This is a genomic window from Proteus sp. G2609, from assembly GCF_963896135.1.
Classification (GTDB): Bacteria; Pseudomonadota; Gammaproteobacteria; order Enterobacterales; family Enterobacteriaceae; genus Proteus; species Proteus mirabilis.
Window position 1 is genome coordinate 80386 of the sequence record NZ_CAWQNB010000029.1, and the last position, 16296, is coordinate 96681.

A 16296-nucleotide genomic window follows, 5' to 3' on the forward strand; every position below is an offset into this window, starting at 1 on the left:
TTTGCATTTACTTGGCACATTACAACGAAATATCGCGCTAACACTTAGTTTAATGTTGCTAAGTTTTCTATTCAGTGCACCTGCTTTTTCGGCAAAGTTGGCCATTGTTATTGATGATTTTGGTTATCGAAAAAAAGAAGATAACCAAATCTTACAACTGCCAACGGCCGTTTCTATTGCCATCTTACCCAACTCACCCCATGGTAAAGAGATGGCAACAAAAGCCCATGCCCAAGGACGAGAAATTCTTATTCATATGCCAATGGCACCCATTAGCAAACAACCATTAGAAAAAGATACCTTAAAGCCTTCCATGGATCAGGCTGAAATTAATCGCATTATTCAAAATGCAATTAATCGTGTGCCTTATGCTGTGGGTATGAATAATCATATGGGGAGTGCGATGACATCGGATAGGCAAGCGATGGATAGAGTGATCAAAGCCCTTAATCATTCTGATCTCTATTTTCTTGATAGTGTCACTATTGGCAATACGCAAGCGGCCACAGCAGCCAAAGCGGCTGGCGTTCCTTCTTTACGCCGGCATGTATTTTTAGATAATGTGCAAACAGAAGCAGAAACCCGACAACAGCTTAATCGTGCTATTAATTTAGCGCGTAAAAATGGCTTTGCCATTGCCATTGGTCACCCCCACCCTTCAACCGTAAGGGCATTACAACAACAGTTACCACTACTACCTGCCGATATTCAGCTAGTCGCGCCTAGTGGTTTGTTAACCCCTTCACCAGACAGCCCAATGGTACAAGAGCCACCCGCTGTTATACCGCCAACAGAACAATCTAAAGAGCCAAAACCTGCAACATGGTTAAAACCAGCACAACAAGCCATTATTTCAATGAAAAAAAGTACCTTGATTAATACATTATCAAAAGGATTTGATTCATCAGAAAAAAAGAAAATACCCGACCAGTCTGATCCTAAAGAAATAGATAAAGATAAAATAGAGTAATAGCGCAATAAAAAAGCGCCTATATCCTATATAAGGTAAGGCGCTGTAATACTTCTATTAATCGTTTATTATCAAAATAATATACTATTACTGCCAATCTAAAATTACTTTCCCCGATTGACCTGAACGCATAATATCAAAGCCTTTTTGGAATTCATCGATAGGAAATTGATGAGTAATAATCGGTGAGAGATCAAGACCCGACTGGATCAGCGCCGCCATCTTATACCATGTTTCAAACATCTCACGACCATAAATACCTTTAATAAATAATCCTTTAAAAATGACTTGTCCCCAATCAATAGCCATATCTGAAGGAGGAATACCCAGTAAAGCAATACGACCACCATGATTCATCGTACTAAGCATGGTACGAAAAGCCGGTGGCGCACCGGACATTTCTAATCCAACATCAAAGCCTTCGGTCATACCTAATTCTTTCATCACATCTGTTAGATTTTCCTTGCTAACATTGACTGCACGGGTGACACCCATTTTTTTAGCCAGATCAAGGCGGTATTCATTAACATCGGTGATCACCACATGGCGTGCCCCCACATGTTTACAGATTGCAGCCGCCATAATACCAATGGGTCCCGCACCTGAAACCAGTACATCTTCCCCCACTAAATCAAAAGATAACGCCGTGTGTACTGCGTTACCAAAGGGATCAAAAATAGCCGCCAGTTCATCCGGAATATTGTCAGGAATTTTAAATGCATTAAAAGCGGGAATAACCAGATATTCCGCAAAACAACCCGGACGATTTACGCCAACACCAATGGTATTACGGCATAAGTGTGTACGCCCACCACGGCAATTACGACAATGACCGCAAGTAATATGCCCTTCCCCCGAGACGCGATCACCAATATTAAAACCTTTAACCTCTTGGCCAATAGCAACAATCTCACCAATATATTCATGGCCGACCACCATGGGAACCGGTATGGTTTTTTGTGACCATTCATCCCAGTTATAAATATGAACATCTGTACCACAAATGGCAGTTTTACGGATCTTGATCATCACATCGTTATGACCAAGCTCAGGTACGGGTACATCGGTCATCCAGATACCGGGTTGTGCTTTTAATTTTGACAATGCTTTCATATTAGAACCTTATGCAATCACATTAAGTTGCTTACCGATTTTAATAAATGCAGCAACAGCACGTTCAATTTGTTCTGGAGTGTGCGCCGCTGACATTTGTGTACGAATACGTGCTTGCCCTTGTGGTACTACTGGGTAGAAAAAGCCGGTGACATAAATACCTTCATCAAGTAAACGTGCTGCAAATTGTTGCGCTAATTTGGCATCTCCTAACATCACAGGAATAATCGCGTGATCAGCCCCCGCCAAAGTAAAACCTGCTGCCGTCATTTTTTCACGGAAAAGTGCTGCGTTACGCCATAAACGAGCGCGCAGTTCATCCCCTGATTTCAGCATATCTAAAACCGCAATAGAGGCACTCACAATTGCAGGGGCTAAAGAATTTGAGAATAGATAAGGACGAGAGCGTTGACGTAACCACTCCACCACTTCTTTACGAGCTGCGGTATAACCACCCGATGCGCCACCTAAAGCTTTACCTAATGTTCCTGTGATGATATCGACGCGATCTAATACATCACAATACTCATGAGTACCGCGCCCTTGTGCGCCGACAAAACCCACTGCATGCGAGTCATCCACCATCACTAATGCGCCATATTCGTCAGCCAAATCACAGATACTTTTTAGATCAGCAATCACCCCATCCATAGAGAACACCCCATCGGTGGCAATCATAATATGGCGGGCATTATCTGCTTTGGCCTGTTCAAGTTGGGCACGTAACGCCACCATATCGTTATTGGCATAGCGATAACGCTTGGCTTTACATAAACGAACACCATCAATAATCGATGCGTGATTTAGCGCATCAGAAATAATTGCATCTTCAGATCCCATCAGTGTTTCAAATAACCCACCATTGGCATCAAAACAAGAGGAGTACAAAATGGCATCTTCCATACCCAAAAATTCAGCGATGTTCTTTTCTAATGTTTTATGTAGATCTTGCGTTCCGCAGATAAAACGCACCGACGCCATACCAAAACCGTGGCTATCCATTCCCGCTTTCGCCGCTGCAATAAGTTGTGGGTGGTTAGCTAAACCTAAGTAGTTATTGGCACAAAAGTTAATAACATGACTACCATCAGCAACCGCAATATCGGCACTTTGCGAAGAAGTGATGATCCGCTCATTTTTAAATAAGCCATCTTGACGTGTTTGTTCGAGTTGTTGATTAATTTGTTGATAGAAAGAGTGAGTAGACATGCTTTCTCCTAAGGCAGAGACGAAAAGAGATAAGAGCTAGAGTTGACTATAATATAATCATTATTGTTTCTTATTTTATGCTTTTGTTCGATTAAAAACGACAAATGTAAATAAATAATGTTATTTATGTAATTAAGATCACTAATAATCACTGCGATTTTCAAGAATTTCACTCTACTCTTCTATGATGAATGCTACCGTTCACGCTGTTCAGTGTTATTATAGTTGCAGAGCTAATTTTTAGATTTTATATAAAGGGGTAGCCATATGATTATCGTCACTGGCGGTGCAGGTTTTATCGGCAGCAATATTGTTAAAGCATTAAATGATGAAGGTTATACCGATATTTTAGTGGTTGATAACCTAAAAGATGGCACAAAATTTGTGAATCTTGTCGATCTTAATATCGCTGACTATATGGATAAAGAAGACTTTATTGCCAGTATTGTAGCCGGTGATGATTTTGGTGATATTGATGCCGTATTCCATGAAGGAGCATGCTCTTCTACTACCGAATGGGATGGCAAATATATGATGGATAATAACTATCAATATTCTAAAGAGTTACTGCATTATTGCCTCGATCGCCAAATTCCTTTCTTATATGCCTCTTCTGCTGCCACTTATGGTGGCCGTACTGATCATTTTATTGAAGAAAGAAAATATGAAGCCCCACTTAATGTGTATGGCTACTCTAAATTCTTGTTTGATGAATATGTGCGCCAAATTTTACCTGAAGCACAATCTATGGTGTGTGGTTTCCGTTATTTCAATGTGTATGGCCCCCGTGAAGGGCATAAAGGCAGTATGGCCAGTGTCGCCTTCCATTTAAATACACAAGTCAATGACGGGCAAAATCCCAAATTATTTGAAGGTAGTGAAACCTTCCAACGTGACTTTATTTATGTGGGTGATGTGGCTGCGGTTAATTTATGGTTCTGGCGCAACAATATCTCTGGTATTTATAACTGTGGTACCGGTCGCGCAGAATCGTTCCAAGCCGTGGCTGATGCAGTTATCGCTTATCATAACGATAAAGATCTCTCTGTTGAGCATATTGAATTCCCTGAGAAACTCAAAGGTCGTTATCAAGCCTTTACACAAGCTGATCTGACAAATTTACGCAAAGCAGGCTACAGCGCCCCTTTTAAAACGGTCGCAGAAGGTGTTGCTCTTTATATGCAATGGTTAAATCAGGATAAGTAATCGCGGTTTATGAAAATTTTTGTGGTAGGGCCTTCTTGGGTTGGGGATATGATGATGTCCCAAAGCCTATATCGTACATTAAAAGCGTTACATCCTGCGGCAACTATTGATGTGATGGCACCCGCTTGGTGTCGTCCATTATTAGAGAAAATGCCTGAGGTCGATAATGCCATTGCTATGCCTTTAGGTCACGGTGCCTTAGCAATTGGTGAGCGTCGCCGCTTAGGTAAACAACTAAAAGCCAAAGGTTATACTCATGCTTATGTTTTACCTAACTCATTTAAATCCGCTTTAGTGCCTTTCTTTGCCGCTATTCCTAAACGTACTGGCTGGCGAGGAGAAATGCGTTATGGATTATTAAATGATTTACGCCCATTGGATAAAGCTGCATTTCCATTAATGGTAGAGCGTTATGTCGCGCTAGCTTACGATAAACAGCAGGTACATTCAGCCGCTGATTTACCAAAGCCGTTATTATGGCCAAAACTGGCTGTCTCTGACAAAGATATCACTACCACACTTAAGCACTTTTCATTATCTACACAGCGTCCTGCTATCGGTTTTTGTCCGGGGGCGGAATTTGGTCCAGCTAAACGCTGGCCTCATTACCACTACGCGACATTAGCCCAGAAACTTATTAGCGAATATGGCTATCAGATTTTCTTATTCGGTTCACAAAAAGATAAGCCTGCAGGGGAAGAGATCAAACACGCCTTAACCCCCGATGCCCAAGCTGCTTGTATTAATCTGGCCGGTGAGACTTCTCTTGAGCAAGCCGTTAACCTCATTGCTGCTTGTAAAGCCGTGGTCAGTAACGATTCTGGCTTAATGCATGTCGCCGCAGCATTAGAGCGTCCATTAGTTGCCCTTTATGGCCCAAGTAGTCCCGACTTTACCCCCCCGTTATCCGATAAAGCCCGTGTTATTCGTTTAATTACTGGCTATCACAAAGTGCGTAAAGGCGATGCTGAACAAGGTTATCACCAAAGCTTAATCGACATTCAACCGGAACAAGTCTTTAGCGAACTCGAGCAATTACTCGCTACGGAGCCATCGCTATGAAGCGGGTACTGATTGTTAAAACCTCTTCCATGGGGGATGTACTGCATACCCTACCAGCATTAACTGATGCAAGAACAGCATATCCTGAGATCTGTTTTGATTGGGCCGTTGAAGAAGGTTTTGCGCAAATTCCAAGCTGGCACCCAGCTGTTGATACCGTTATTCCTGTCGCAATACGTCGTTGGCGTAAAAACTGGTTTAGTGCGCCTATTCGCGCTGAACGTGTACAATTTCGTCACGCGATACAAGCACATCATTATGATGCGGTAATTGATGCCCAAGGTTTACTAAAAAGCGCTTTTTTAGTTACACGCTATGCGAAAGGCACTAAACACGGCTATTCTCGTCAAAGTGCTAGAGAGCCTTTAGCAAGTTTTTTCTATGATATTCGCCACAATGTCAGTAAAAAAATGCATGCGGTAGAGCGTATCCGCCAGCTATTTGCCCTTAGCCTTAATTACCCACTCCCCACCACTCAAGGGGACTATGGTATAGCACAGCATTTTCTCTCATTACCCGCTATTGATAAACGCCCTTATTTAGTCTTCTTACACGCCACTACCCGTGATGAGAAACATTGGCCCGAGGCCCATTGGCGAGAGTTAATTGCATTACTGGCGGATTCAGATTTGCGTATCAAACTACCTTGGGGTGCAGAGCATGAACATCAGCGTGCAATACGCCTTGCACAAGGTTTTGACTATGTTGATGTATTACCCAAAATGTCACTCGCAGAAGTAGCTCAAGTGATTGCTGGAGCGCAAAGTGTCGTTTCTGTCGATACCGGATTAAGCCATTTAACCGCAGCCTTAGATAAGCCGAATATTACCCTCTTTGGCCCTACCGATCCGGGATTAATCGGCGGTTATGGTAAGGCACAAAGGTCATTAAAAGCAGCAGGTGGGGATATTGGTGAGATCACAGCTAATAATATTTTTTCAATGATACAGAAATAATATGAAAATATATATTGTAAATTTAGAAAAAGATATTGAAAGAAAAGCATCTATCAAAGCACAGCTTGATGCTTTAAATTTAGACTATCAATTTATTTCCGCAGTTTATGGAAAAGCGCTTTCTCAAGAAGAAATTGCTCAATTAAGCCCAGATTTTGAGAAAACTCGCCTAACATTACCTGAGCTAGGTTGTGCTTTAAGCCATTTAAAGGTCTATAGAGAAATTATAAAAAATAATGATGAAATAGCACTTATATTAGAAGATGATGTAAGGATCAATAGCGATCTTATAGAGTTACTCGAATATATATCAAAACAAAATAATTCTAATAAAGCTGAGGTTATTATATTGGGTAAGGTCAATGAGTATATTGATAGTTTTAAGAAAAAAATAAATAAACAGTATTCAATTGCTAAAGCTATTGACTCATCTGGTACCTATTGTTATTGCGTAAATCATTTAGCTGCAAAAAAATTACTGGAATTTTTACAACCTGTTTGGCTTGTTGCTGATGAGTGGAAACTGTTACGTGAAAAAAATATTATTAGCCTAAAAGCAGTTGTTCCTTCTCCCATAACATTTACGGAACTTGCTGATATATCAACTATCTCAGATACTCCCAGAGCTTTACTCACTAATTTCGATAAAGAAAAAAGAAAAAGAAGCTTTAGTGAAGCTATTAGGCTTTTATTTTGGCGCATCTTTATTCGTAGTTGGGTAAAAAAAATTAGGCCTTAAAAGAAAATTTTTATTATCTACTCTTCAAGAGATAACACTTTTAAAACTTTTTGAAAAACTTCATGGATCTCTATTTGGTCCATTGGATGATCATATCGTGAATCAGGCTCTTTCTTAATAACCTGATGAATATGAATATCTTGGTAAGGACCAGAATTTTTAGGGTCTGCCGTAACAAATAAACTTACTGTTGGTGTTTTTAAAGCAATTGCAAGATGTAAAGGTCCTGTATCACCTGTAACCAATACTGTCATATTATCAATATGAGCAATTAATTCAGGTAGTGATGTTTTGCCTATTAAATCAACGATATTAGATTGATATTGTGATGGCATCAAACTCATAAATTGAGATGCTAACGATAATTCCCTTGGTGAACCAATTAGCTTTATCACTGAATGTGGATTGTTGTTTATTATCTTTTTTGCTAATTCAACATAATTGTTAATACTCCATGTCCTGATAGGGCTTGATGTTCCTAATTGAAACCCAATCACAGGCTGACTAGATGGTTCTAATGGTGAAAATGGGCAAGTTGACATCATTTCAGGCGATATATTCTCTGTGATATTTAACTGCTTTAATAAATTTAATTTTCTTTGGATAAAATGCCCTGATTGTGGCTGATATTCGGCCACAAGCCACTTTCTAAACCATGCTGGAATAACATCATAAGTATTACGTAAAATATATTGGCAACCTGCCATCACGGCAAATAATACGTCATAAGGAAGATGGGAATGTAAAATAATCGCTAACTCAGGTTTATACTTTTTAGCTTGTAAAGCCACCGGTAACAAGTTTCTGATCTTATTATCCCAATACACCACACTATCTATTTGCTCATAGTTTTCCACTAATAGCTTATTTTTTACACTAGAAACCAGTGTGATATGTGCATCAGGATAATGTGCACGAATTGCTCTGATTGCTGGGGTATTAAACATAAAATCCCCCAACGCTGTGGTTGAAAAAATAACAATACTGTTAAATTTGATATCAGATGAAAATGTTGCCGTTTTTTTCATCTTACCAAAGAGTGGGTTATAGAGATTTAGAAAGTAGTGCACCCATTTTAATTTCTTTAACTTCATCTTATTTTGCCTGCACTTTATTTTGATAATACTCAGCCAATGTCATTCCCTGTACTTTATCTTGTAAGAAATTAAATAGTGTTTCTAAATCATGATATAAGCTATCAATATCTTGATCTGTTCTAAAAGTAGGGCTTCCACCAGGCATAAACTCTGAAGAGTGCAACATAAATTCAATATGAGAGTGACCTTGGGCTAAAGATTTTTGTGCCACTTCAATCATCTGTTGGGCATTTCCCCCTTTAGGGCGTAACCAATTAACAGAAGGTGAACGTTGTTTACCTCTTAGCTTATCGTACCCTTGCTTAATTTTATTCATAAAAGGGGAATGTTTATATTGAATACTCATTGGCACTTCAAGTAACGTTGAATCCCCTGCTTTGCTGATATCATTAACATCCATAAAGTACGCATGGCTTGGGAAATTACTGTAATCTGTACCGCCTGATTGTGCCGGATCACCTTTAGTAAAACGCCAATCGACTTTGGGTGTGACTGAGCAATCCACTTGATAACCAAATTCAATCAATAGCTGCGCATAAGTTTCATTAAATGCCCAACGCCCAGCACGGTGACTTAACATTTTTGTTTGTAGTTTATTTTCCAGTAAGTCAGTCATAAAGGCAATTTTATCGCGCATCTGCGATTTGGGGTATTCAATTAAATAAGGCTGATAATGGAGATCATTGTCCGTTAACGCAACAAGTGGGGGACTATTCCATGCATGAAGGTGCATACCAATTTCCCCAGTGTTACGGGCAATCACATCTTGTGCAAACTCAATATAGGCTTCATCTATTGCCATTTCATAGTTGGTTAGCCAAACGGGTTTAAATTGAAAACGTTCGCAAAGTTGCTGAAAACGGGGTAAAAAATGCGTATTTTGTGTAGTAATATTATGCTCATTTTCCCAAAGATTATCGCCTTCGGTATCTAATGTGATAATAAATGCTGGTTTTTTCATTGAAAAATACCTAAGTCCTCTTTGAGAATAAGATAGCTAAATTAATGAAATATACTGACGGATCACTTCATCAATATCAAATTTTTGATACATATTAGGCGTAATTTTAGGCGGGTTAAAGTAAGCTAAACGCATTTTTTCAGCCAAGGCTGCTGAATTTAATTCAGACTTATAACCTGCTAATTCACCTTCCATAATTTCACTGATCCCACCAAGGCAATTAGTACTCACTATAGGGGTATTACAAATAAGTGATTCGACTAAAACATTTCCTAAGCCTTCACTATCAGAGCTTAATACCACCGCTTTAGCATCTTTGATCACAGGGAATGGATTGGCTAAAAAGCCAATTAAGCTCACTTTATTTTCTAAATTTAGTGCAACAATTTTATTTTTAATATTGCTGGTGACCTCAGAAGATCCCTGTCCTGCAATCAATAATTTACAAGGTAGATTGGCTAAAGCAAACGCTTCTAATAAGCGGTCATGGCGCTTTACTTGATGAAAACGACCAATATGCAATAAATAATCCTGCTTTTGGTAGGGATTATTTTCTGATGCCAGTGTTCTGATTTCTTGAATATCAAATGGGTTATAAATTGTTTTTAATTGATTAGGGACAATTTTAATATTCTCTATTAAATCTTGTCCTGCCGCATTTGATACCGTAATAATATTTTTACCCTGATAGACTTTTTGAATTTTCTTCTGTTTTAACCAGCGGGAAAAACCTTTTTTATTGCCTAAATAAGACTGTGAAAAAATACCGTGAATACAATACCATATATTCTTATCTGCCAGTTGTTTTGATAGTGCAACAATTCTGTCAGTCTTATGTAAGTTAGAGACAATTAACGCAGGAATGCCTTTGCGCGCAAACAATGCCTGAAGGGTCTTATCCATCGAGTTGGCACGTCGTTTTAATTCTGTTTGTCGATAAAATAAGCCATGGTAACTATCTGCATCAATTAATAGTTCAATATCTGCAGGAATGGCATAGTCACATTTTTCTGCTAATGAGAGTAATGTAACTTGATAACCACGTTGACTTAAGCCATGACAAAGCCTGATCGTGACATTTTCAGCGCCACCACCCGGTAATCCATCAATAATAAAAAGTATATGTTCCTTCATAGGCTAAGAACCTTTTGGTAAAGCTCGATCAGTTGTTGAGACAAATTCTCAGGCGTATAGGGTAGTATCTTATTTCGTGCAGCCTTAGACATCTTATTACCTAAGTTATCGGCCGGAATACTCTCTATTGCACCGATCATTGCAGGTGTATCTAATGCATCTGTGACAAATCCATTTATACCTTGTTCAATAAATTCTGCTCCACCACATGTATCACTGGTGATCACCGGTAATCCACATGCCATAGCTTCTAAAATAACATTAGGAAAAGGATCATACAGAGTGGGTAACAATAGTCCATCAGCCATTTGATAGAAAGGTAAGGTGTCTTTCTGTACACCTAAAAATAAGATCCGCTGATGACAGTTTAATCGATGAGCTAATTGTTGGTATTTCTTGTACTCTTTGTCTTGGCCAATCACCAACAGGTAAGCATTAGTATGACTAATCGCCTCAATAGCAGCTCTTAACCCTTTACGTTCAAACCCTGAGCCGACATAAATAAAACACTTACCCTCAACCGGAATATGATATTGCTGACGTAATTGTTGCCGATAAAGAGCCGTGGCAGGGAAAAAACGCTGATGATCAATCGCATTATAAATCACACTAATACGTTCACTTTCAACGCCAAAATCTTCCATCACCTCACGTTTGACCATTTCTGAATTGCAAATCACCCGTTTTAGCTCAGGAGATTGATACATCTCTTTTTCTGCGTTCATTACATAACGATGATAACAACTATTTAGCAGTAATTTACTTCGTAAAGGTGATAAAACCCGAGAGCGTTGCAGTAACCAACGGCGATGTACACCATCTCCTGCGCGATAAATATCACAACCAGCAATGCGTTCATGGCTTTGTACTAAATCAAACTTTTCTTGTTGCCAACAGTGTCTTGCTGCTTGTGCAAACCCTTTTTCACGGCTAATCCGTCCCCATTTAAAAGGGTTAACAATATGAATATGCCATTGTGGTTGCACCGCGCCAATCCAAGATCGTGTAATTACATTCAACTCTACGGATTGATTATCTAACGCTTCCAGTGCGCGAGAAACAAAACGCTCAGCGCCACCGTCTGGCCGATATTTTTGACGTACTATCGCCAAGCGGAATGTATTCATTTTAGTTGTCTCCTTACGGCATCAAGTACATCTTTAACAGGAATTAAACTTAAATAACGCGTTTGCGTGTTGGTATGTACATCATCAGGATCTGGGAGTTCTCCATAATTTCCCGCCCATAAAACTTCGCCAATATGTTGCCATGGCGACCAATGAAATAATTTTGATGGACCAAACAGTGCCACCAACGGCGTTTTTAGTGCTGAAGCCATATGCATTGGTACTGAATCAACTCCAATGAATAACTCAGCATTATCAATCAATGCACCAAGTTGCGGTAAAGATAACTGCCCTGATAAAGAGACGCTATCATTTGTCTTACATCCTTGAATAATGGTTTCAACCATCTCTTTTTCTCGGGAGTCGGGTCCTGATGTTAAAACAATTTGATGTCCCTGCTGTTGTAGGGTATCTATTAATTCAGACCATTTATGCTCATCCCAACATTTAAAGAACCATCGAGACGTCGGCTGGATCACAATATAAGGGGTTAACACACCATAAGCTTTTAATTTTTCCACCACGGCCTGTTTATCTTGATGGCTGTATGTCATGGATACTTGCGTATCTATTTGTTGCAATGATAGCGGTTGTAGTAGTGCTAAATTTTGTTCAACAATATGTCGATGATCAACTGAGCCTAATGGGATTAAATCACTAAAACACTTTTTCCAAACAGGGCTTTGTCGTTTATAAATATCATAGCCGATACGGACTTTTGCGCCTGTAAAGCGGGTAATAAGCGCACTATTCCACTGATCAGCTAAATTAATCACCACATCATACTGTCGATGTCTTAACTGATTAACTAACCGCCACTCATGGCGAAACCGAGCTAATTTACCCTCTTTTTTCCAAGCCTTGTCTAAGGAAAAAATATTTTCAATAGCAGAGAAATTCTCAATCATGGGTGCGGTTTCTTTGTTAATTAAAACATCAACCTCCACATTTGGATAATTCGCTTTTAGCGTATTAATAACAGGGGTAATTAACAACGTATCACCATGATGGCGTAGTTTTATAATTAGAACCCGTTGTATTAATGTCATTTTTTTACTCATAACGCTCCAAAAGCACCCTAGTGATCCGTTCTATTATTTGATTATAAAAAATTTCCTCACTAATTTCTTAAATAATCTGAATAATCTGTTTTTAGTACACCAAAAAGCCGTTAAATGATAAATAACGTGGTCTATCATCATATCATTTGTTTTTACACACTTTCTCCTACACAGTGTGGTACTATAGGCTTTCGTCCAGATAAGTGAATTTGATAGCATGTTGTTGCGTTTATATCAGGTACTTCTTTACCTTATTCAACCTCTGATTTGGCTACGTCTTTTATTACGCAGCCGCAAAGCACCCGCCTATCGCAAACGGTGGGGTGAGCGCTATGGCTTTTGTCGAGGCAAAGTCGCGCCTCATGGCATTTTATTGCACTCCGTTTCAGTGGGTGAGACACTTGCCGCTGTACCTCTTGTTCGTGCATTACGCCACCATTATCCCGATTTACCTATTACCGTCACCACCATGACACCAACAGGCTCAGAGCGCGTACGCTCTGCATTTGGTGACGATGTGTACCATGTCTATCTTCCTTATGATTTACCCGGCTCGGTTAATCGTTTTCTTACAACGGTTGATCCGAAATTGGTGATCATCATGGAAACAGAGCTGTGGCCAAATCTTATCTCACAGCTTTATCGTCGCAAAATCCCATTGATAATCGCTAATGCTCGCTTATCAGAGCGCTCAGCAGCGGGTTATCAAAAACTAGGTAGTTTTGTCAAAACGATGCTGAGAAAAATTACCTTAATTGCTGCCCAAAATCAGGAAGATGGCGAACGTTTTATTGCTTTAGGGCTAAAACGCTCACATCTGCATATTACCGGTAGCTTAAAGTTTGATATTTCGGTCACCCCTGAACTCGCTGCTAAAGCCGTGGCATTACGCCGCCAGTGGGCAGCACATCGCCCTGTCTGGATAGCCACCAGTACCCATGAAGGGGAAGAGGCGATTGTCTTAGATACCCATAAAAAATTACTGGCACAATTTCCTCAACTGTTGCTGATTTTAGTTCCCCGCCATCCTGAGCGTTTTGCAAAAGCAGAGCAACTTACCCAAGAGGCCGGCTTTAAATATACCCTACGCAGTAGCGATGCTATTCCTGATGCACAAACCCAAGTGGTGATAGGCGATACTATGGGGGAGTTAATGTTGCTATATGGTATTGCTGATCTGGCCTTTGTTGGAGGCAGTTTAGTCGAGCGCGGTGGACATAACCCATTAGAAGCCGCAGCCCATGCCATTCCGGTATTAATGGGGCCTTATACTTTTAATTTTAAAAATATCTGTGCCAAGTTAGACCAAGCTGAAGGGCTAATTACCGTCATTGATAGTGACTCTATGGCGACGGCAATCGCCTCATTACTCAATGATGAAGATTATCGCCGCTATTATGGACACCATGCCGTTGAGGTACTTCATGAGAATCAAGGGGCGTTATTGCGCTTATTAACCTTACTCTCTCCTTATCTGCCACCACGGAGTCACTGATGAGTGAAAATAAACGCCTCTCGGTCGTGATGATCAGTAAAAACGTTGCGGATGTTATTGAAGCATGTTTAGACTCGGTACAGTGGGCTGATGAAATTATTGTTTTAGACTCAGGGAGCGACGATGCAACTTGCCAATTAGCCCGTGAAAAAGGGGCTAAAGTATTTAGCAACACCTCATGGCCGGGGTTTGGTAAACAGCGGCAATTAGCACAGCAATACGCCACAGGCGATTATATTTTTATGATTGATAGTGATGAGCGTATTACCCCTGAGTTAAAAGCCAGTATTCAAGCCGTGTTACAACAACCTGAATCGGGTGTGGTTTATAATTGTGCTCGCCGTAACCTGTTTATGGGGCGTTTTATGAAACATAGTGGTTGGTATCCCGATAAAGTAACCCGCCTTTATGCTCGTGAACAGTATCAATATAATGATAATTTGGTTCATGAATCATTAGAAACCCAAGGTGCAACCATTAAAACTTTACCTGGGGATCTGCTGCATCTTACTTGTCGTGATTTAATCGAGTTCCAACAAAAACAGCTAAAATACGCTAAAGCATGGGCACAAGAGCGCAATCAGCAGGGTAAAACCACCCGTTATAGCGCCATTATTAGCCATACGCTGGGGGCGTTTTTTAAAACTTGGTTACTGAGAATGGGTATTTTAGATGGAAAACAGGGATTAATATTGGCATTTGTTAATGCACAGTATACCTTTAATAAATACGCCTCATTATGGGAACTTAGCCGGAAAAACCGTGAATATGAAAAATAAAGCTATCTACCCTGGAACCTTTGATCCCATCACCTATGGGCATATTGATATTCTCACTCGTGCTGCGGGTATGTTTGACACGGTGTTATTAGCTATTGCTGCCAGCGCCCGTAAAAATCCTATGTTTAGTTTAGAAGAGCGTGTCGCTTTAGCAAAAGAAGTCACCCAACACCTGCCTAATGTGGAAGTTGTCGGCTTTTGTGAGCTAATGGCGAATTTTGCTAAAAAACAGCAAGCGACCATTTTGATCCGTGGCGTACGCTCGGTTTCTGATTTTGAATATGAGTGGCAACTGGCGAATATGAACCGTCATTTTGCCCCAGATCTCGATAGTGTCTTTTTATTGCCTTCACAAAATCTCTCTTTTGTTTCTTCTTCACTGATCAAAGATGTAGCACGTCATGACGGCGATGTATCGACTTTTTTACCTGAAGTGGTTGCTACAGCAATGCTACAAAAACTCGGTAAGCGTTAATCGGTTATTTCACCATGTTGGCAATGTCGGCAAAAGAAAGTGCTACGTTGCCCCTGCTTAATACTTTCAATAATATGACCACAAATTAAGCACGCTTTATCTTTGCGCCCGTAGACAAATAGCTCTTGGGCAAAATAACCTGGTTTACCATCAGATTGTAGAAAATCTTTTAAGGTGGTTCCCCCTTGCTCTATCGAGCGAGTTAATACCGTTTTAATGGCATTAACCAATGCGTCACACTCTTGCTCGGTTAAGCTACTGGCTTTTCTATCTGGCATGATCCCTGATGAAAAGAGTGCTTCGTTCGCATAAATATTGCCAACACCCACCACCAGCTTGTTATCCATTAGCCATGGTTTGATGGCGATTTTTTTATTTTTGCTTTGTTGATATAAATATTGCGCGTTAAATTGCGCCGAAAGCGGCTCTGGCCCTAAATGGGCTAATACGGAGCTGGTGGCTAGATCTTCACACCATAGCCATGCACCGAAACGACGCGGATCGGTATAGCGTAGTACCTTGCCATCACGAAACACTAAATCAATATGATCGTGTTTCTCTTCAGGCTGCTCTTCTGGCAAGATACGTACACTGCCGGACATGCCTAAATGAACAATGATCCACCCTTGATTTAATTCAATTAACAGATATTTAGCGCGCCGTTTAACACTTAAAATCGGTTCATCCAGCAAGGTTTTGATTTTTTCAGAAACAGGCCAACGTAATTTACTGTTACGCACTATTGCGTAGTGCAAGATATTGCCCACTAGATGAGGCTCAATACCTCGGCGACTGGTTTCAACTTCTGGTAATTCTGGCACAAGTCACTCCATTATTGTCACTTGAGAAATACAGCGATAACATCATTTTTATTGTATGATGAGCCATTCATCCCCACAAACCGCTAGAGCA

The 16296-nt window shown here is 40.2% G+C and carries 16 protein-coding genes; 8 read left to right on the forward strand and 8 right to left on the reverse strand.

All coding sequences use genetic code 11. From position 1 onward, the window contains the following. Window position 1: 1 nt before the first annotated feature. Window positions 2-970, forward strand: a complete 969-nt coding sequence (locus tag AACV01_RS08635; protein ID WP_161682720.1) for a divergent polysaccharide deacetylase family protein — start codon at window positions 2-4, stop codon at window positions 968-970. A gap of 87 nt (window positions 971-1057) precedes the next feature. On the opposite strand, the gene tdh is transcribed toward AACV01_RS08635, so the two are convergent. After that, window positions 1058-2083 (reverse strand): L-threonine 3-dehydrogenase, encoded by a 1026-nt coding sequence (tdh, locus tag AACV01_RS08640; RefSeq protein ID WP_004246460.1) that lies wholly within the window; start codon window positions 2081-2083, stop codon window positions 1058-1060. 9 nt (window positions 2084-2092) lie between these two features. Next, complete coding sequence (locus AACV01_RS08645; protein ID WP_017628701.1) at window positions 2093-3292, reverse strand: glycine C-acetyltransferase; 1200 nt, start codon at window positions 3290-3292, stop codon at window positions 2093-2095. A 267-nt stretch (window positions 3293-3559) separates the two neighbouring features. Here AACV01_RS08645 and rfaD point away from each other — a divergent pair, with 267 nt between their 5' ends. From rfaD to AACV01_RS08665, 4 genes are read left to right on the forward strand one after another with little or no spacing between them, the layout of a single operon-like run. Next, window positions 3560-4498, forward strand: a complete 939-nt coding sequence (rfaD, locus tag AACV01_RS08650) for an ADP-glyceromanno-heptose 6-epimerase (RefSeq protein ID WP_004249924.1) — start codon at window positions 3560-3562, stop codon at window positions 4496-4498. 9 nt (window positions 4499-4507) lie between these two features. After that, on the forward strand, window positions 4508-5560 hold the full coding sequence (gene rfaF / locus AACV01_RS08655; RefSeq protein WP_012368660.1) for an ADP-heptose--LPS heptosyltransferase RfaF: 1053 nt from the start codon (window positions 4508-4510) through the stop codon (window positions 5558-5560). Then, a complete protein-coding gene (gene rfaC, locus AACV01_RS08660) occupies window positions 5557-6516 on the forward strand; it encodes a lipopolysaccharide heptosyltransferase RfaC (protein WP_161682722.1) in 960 nt (319 codons plus the stop codon). The genes rfaF and rfaC overlap by 4 nt, the downstream gene beginning before the upstream one ends. 1 nt (window position 6517) lies before the next feature. Further along, window positions 6518-7255 (forward strand): glycosyltransferase family 25 protein, encoded by a 738-nt coding sequence (locus tag AACV01_RS08665; RefSeq protein ID WP_046334882.1) that lies wholly within the window; start codon window positions 6518-6520, stop codon window positions 7253-7255. A gap of 17 nt (window positions 7256-7272) precedes the next feature. Here AACV01_RS08665 and AACV01_RS08670 read toward each other — a convergent pair whose 3' ends face one another. From AACV01_RS08670 to rfaQ, 5 genes are read right to left on the reverse strand one after another with little or no spacing between them, the layout of a single operon-like run. Then, the gene (locus AACV01_RS08670; protein ID WP_161682724.1) at window positions 7273-8349 is read right to left on the reverse strand and encodes a glycosyltransferase family 9 protein; all 1077 of its coding nucleotides are present in this window, start codon (window positions 8347-8349) and stop codon (window positions 7273-7275) included. Window position 8350: 1 nt separating this feature from the next. Further along, window positions 8351-9313, reverse strand: a complete 963-nt coding sequence (locus AACV01_RS08675; protein ID WP_161682726.1) for a polysaccharide deacetylase family protein — start codon at window positions 9311-9313, stop codon at window positions 8351-8353. Window positions 9314-9349: 36 nt separating this feature from the next. Further along, the gene (locus AACV01_RS08680) at window positions 9350-10447 is read right to left on the reverse strand and encodes a glycosyltransferase (RefSeq protein WP_060555866.1); all 1098 of its coding nucleotides are present in this window, start codon (window positions 10445-10447) and stop codon (window positions 9350-9352) included. Next, window positions 10444-11574, reverse strand: coding sequence for a glycosyltransferase family 4 protein (locus AACV01_RS08685; protein ID WP_049196628.1), 1131 nt, complete (start codon window positions 11572-11574; stop codon window positions 10444-10446). The genes AACV01_RS08680 and AACV01_RS08685 overlap by 4 nt, the downstream gene beginning before the upstream one ends. Beyond that, window positions 11571-12635, reverse strand: a complete 1065-nt coding sequence (gene rfaQ / locus AACV01_RS08690) for a putative lipopolysaccharide heptosyltransferase III (protein ID WP_046334887.1) — start codon at window positions 12633-12635, stop codon at window positions 11571-11573. Before rfaQ ends, AACV01_RS08685 begins: the two co-directional genes overlap by 4 nt. Before the next feature lie 217 nt (window positions 12636-12852). Between rfaQ and waaA the strand changes: the two genes are divergently transcribed. The 3 genes from waaA to coaD are packed head-to-tail and all read left to right on the forward strand — an operon-like array spanning window position 12853 to window position 15384. Further along, window positions 12853-14130: a lipid IV(A) 3-deoxy-D-manno-octulosonic acid transferase gene (waaA, locus tag AACV01_RS08695; protein WP_161682728.1), complete on the forward strand. Its 1278-nt coding sequence runs from the start codon at window positions 12853-12855 to the stop codon at window positions 14128-14130. Further along, window positions 14130-14909, forward strand: a complete 780-nt coding sequence (locus tag AACV01_RS08700) for a glycosyltransferase family 2 protein (RefSeq protein ID WP_036971876.1) — start codon at window positions 14130-14132, stop codon at window positions 14907-14909. The genes waaA and AACV01_RS08700 overlap by 1 nt, the downstream gene beginning before the upstream one ends. Next, the gene (coaD, locus tag AACV01_RS08705; protein WP_004246474.1) at window positions 14899-15384 is read left to right on the forward strand and encodes a pantetheine-phosphate adenylyltransferase; all 486 of its coding nucleotides are present in this window, start codon (window positions 14899-14901) and stop codon (window positions 15382-15384) included. Before AACV01_RS08700 ends, coaD begins: the two co-directional genes overlap by 11 nt. Here coaD and mutM read toward each other — a convergent pair. Further along, complete coding sequence (gene mutM, locus AACV01_RS08710) at window positions 15381-16205, reverse strand: bifunctional DNA-formamidopyrimidine glycosylase/DNA-(apurinic or apyrimidinic site) lyase (protein WP_161682730.1); 825 nt, start codon at window positions 16203-16205, stop codon at window positions 15381-15383. The two genes, coaD and mutM, sit on opposite strands and share 4 nt — an antisense overlap. Between the last annotated feature and the right edge of the window lie 91 nt (window positions 16206-16296).

Coding starts and splice junctions, on each gene's coding strand:
- rfaC (WP_161682722.1), top strand. CDS start 5,557: ATGAAGCGGGTACTGATTGTTAAAACCTCTTCCATGGGGGATGTACTG.
- rfaF (WP_012368660.1), top strand. CDS start 4,508: ATGAAAATTTTTGTGGTAGGGCCTTCTTGGGTTGGGGATATGATGATG.
- AACV01_RS08700 (WP_036971876.1), top strand. CDS start 14,130: ATGAGTGAAAATAAACGCCTCTCGGTCGTGATGATCAGTAAAAACGTT.
- AACV01_RS08645 (WP_017628701.1), bottom strand. CDS start 3,292: ATGTCTACTCACTCTTTCTATCAACAAATTAATCAACAACTCGAACAA.
- AACV01_RS08680 (WP_060555866.1), bottom strand. CDS start 10,447: ATGAAGGAACATATACTTTTTATTATTGATGGATTACCGGGTGGTGGC.
- AACV01_RS08685 (WP_049196628.1), bottom strand. CDS start 11,574: ATGAATACATTCCGCTTGGCGATAGTACGTCAAAAATATCGGCCAGAC.
- AACV01_RS08665 (WP_046334882.1), top strand. CDS start 6,518: ATGAAAATATATATTGTAAATTTAGAAAAAGATATTGAAAGAAAAGCA.
- rfaD (WP_004249924.1), top strand. CDS start 3,560: ATGATTATCGTCACTGGCGGTGCAGGTTTTATCGGCAGCAATATTGTT.
- tdh (WP_004246460.1), bottom strand. CDS start 2,083: ATGAAAGCATTGTCAAAATTAAAAGCACAACCCGGTATCTGGATGACC.
- waaA (WP_161682728.1), top strand. CDS start 12,853: ATGTTGTTGCGTTTATATCAGGTACTTCTTTACCTTATTCAACCTCTG.
- AACV01_RS08675 (WP_161682726.1), bottom strand. CDS start 9,313: ATGAAAAAACCAGCATTTATTATCACATTAGATACCGAAGGCGATAAT.
- AACV01_RS08670 (WP_161682724.1), bottom strand. CDS start 8,349: ATGAAGTTAAAGAAATTAAAATGGGTGCACTACTTTCTAAATCTCTAT.
- coaD (WP_004246474.1), top strand. CDS start 14,899: ATGAAAAATAAAGCTATCTACCCTGGAACCTTTGATCCCATCACCTAT.
- rfaQ (WP_046334887.1), bottom strand. CDS start 12,635: ATGAGTAAAAAAATGACATTAATACAACGGGTTCTAATTATAAAACTA.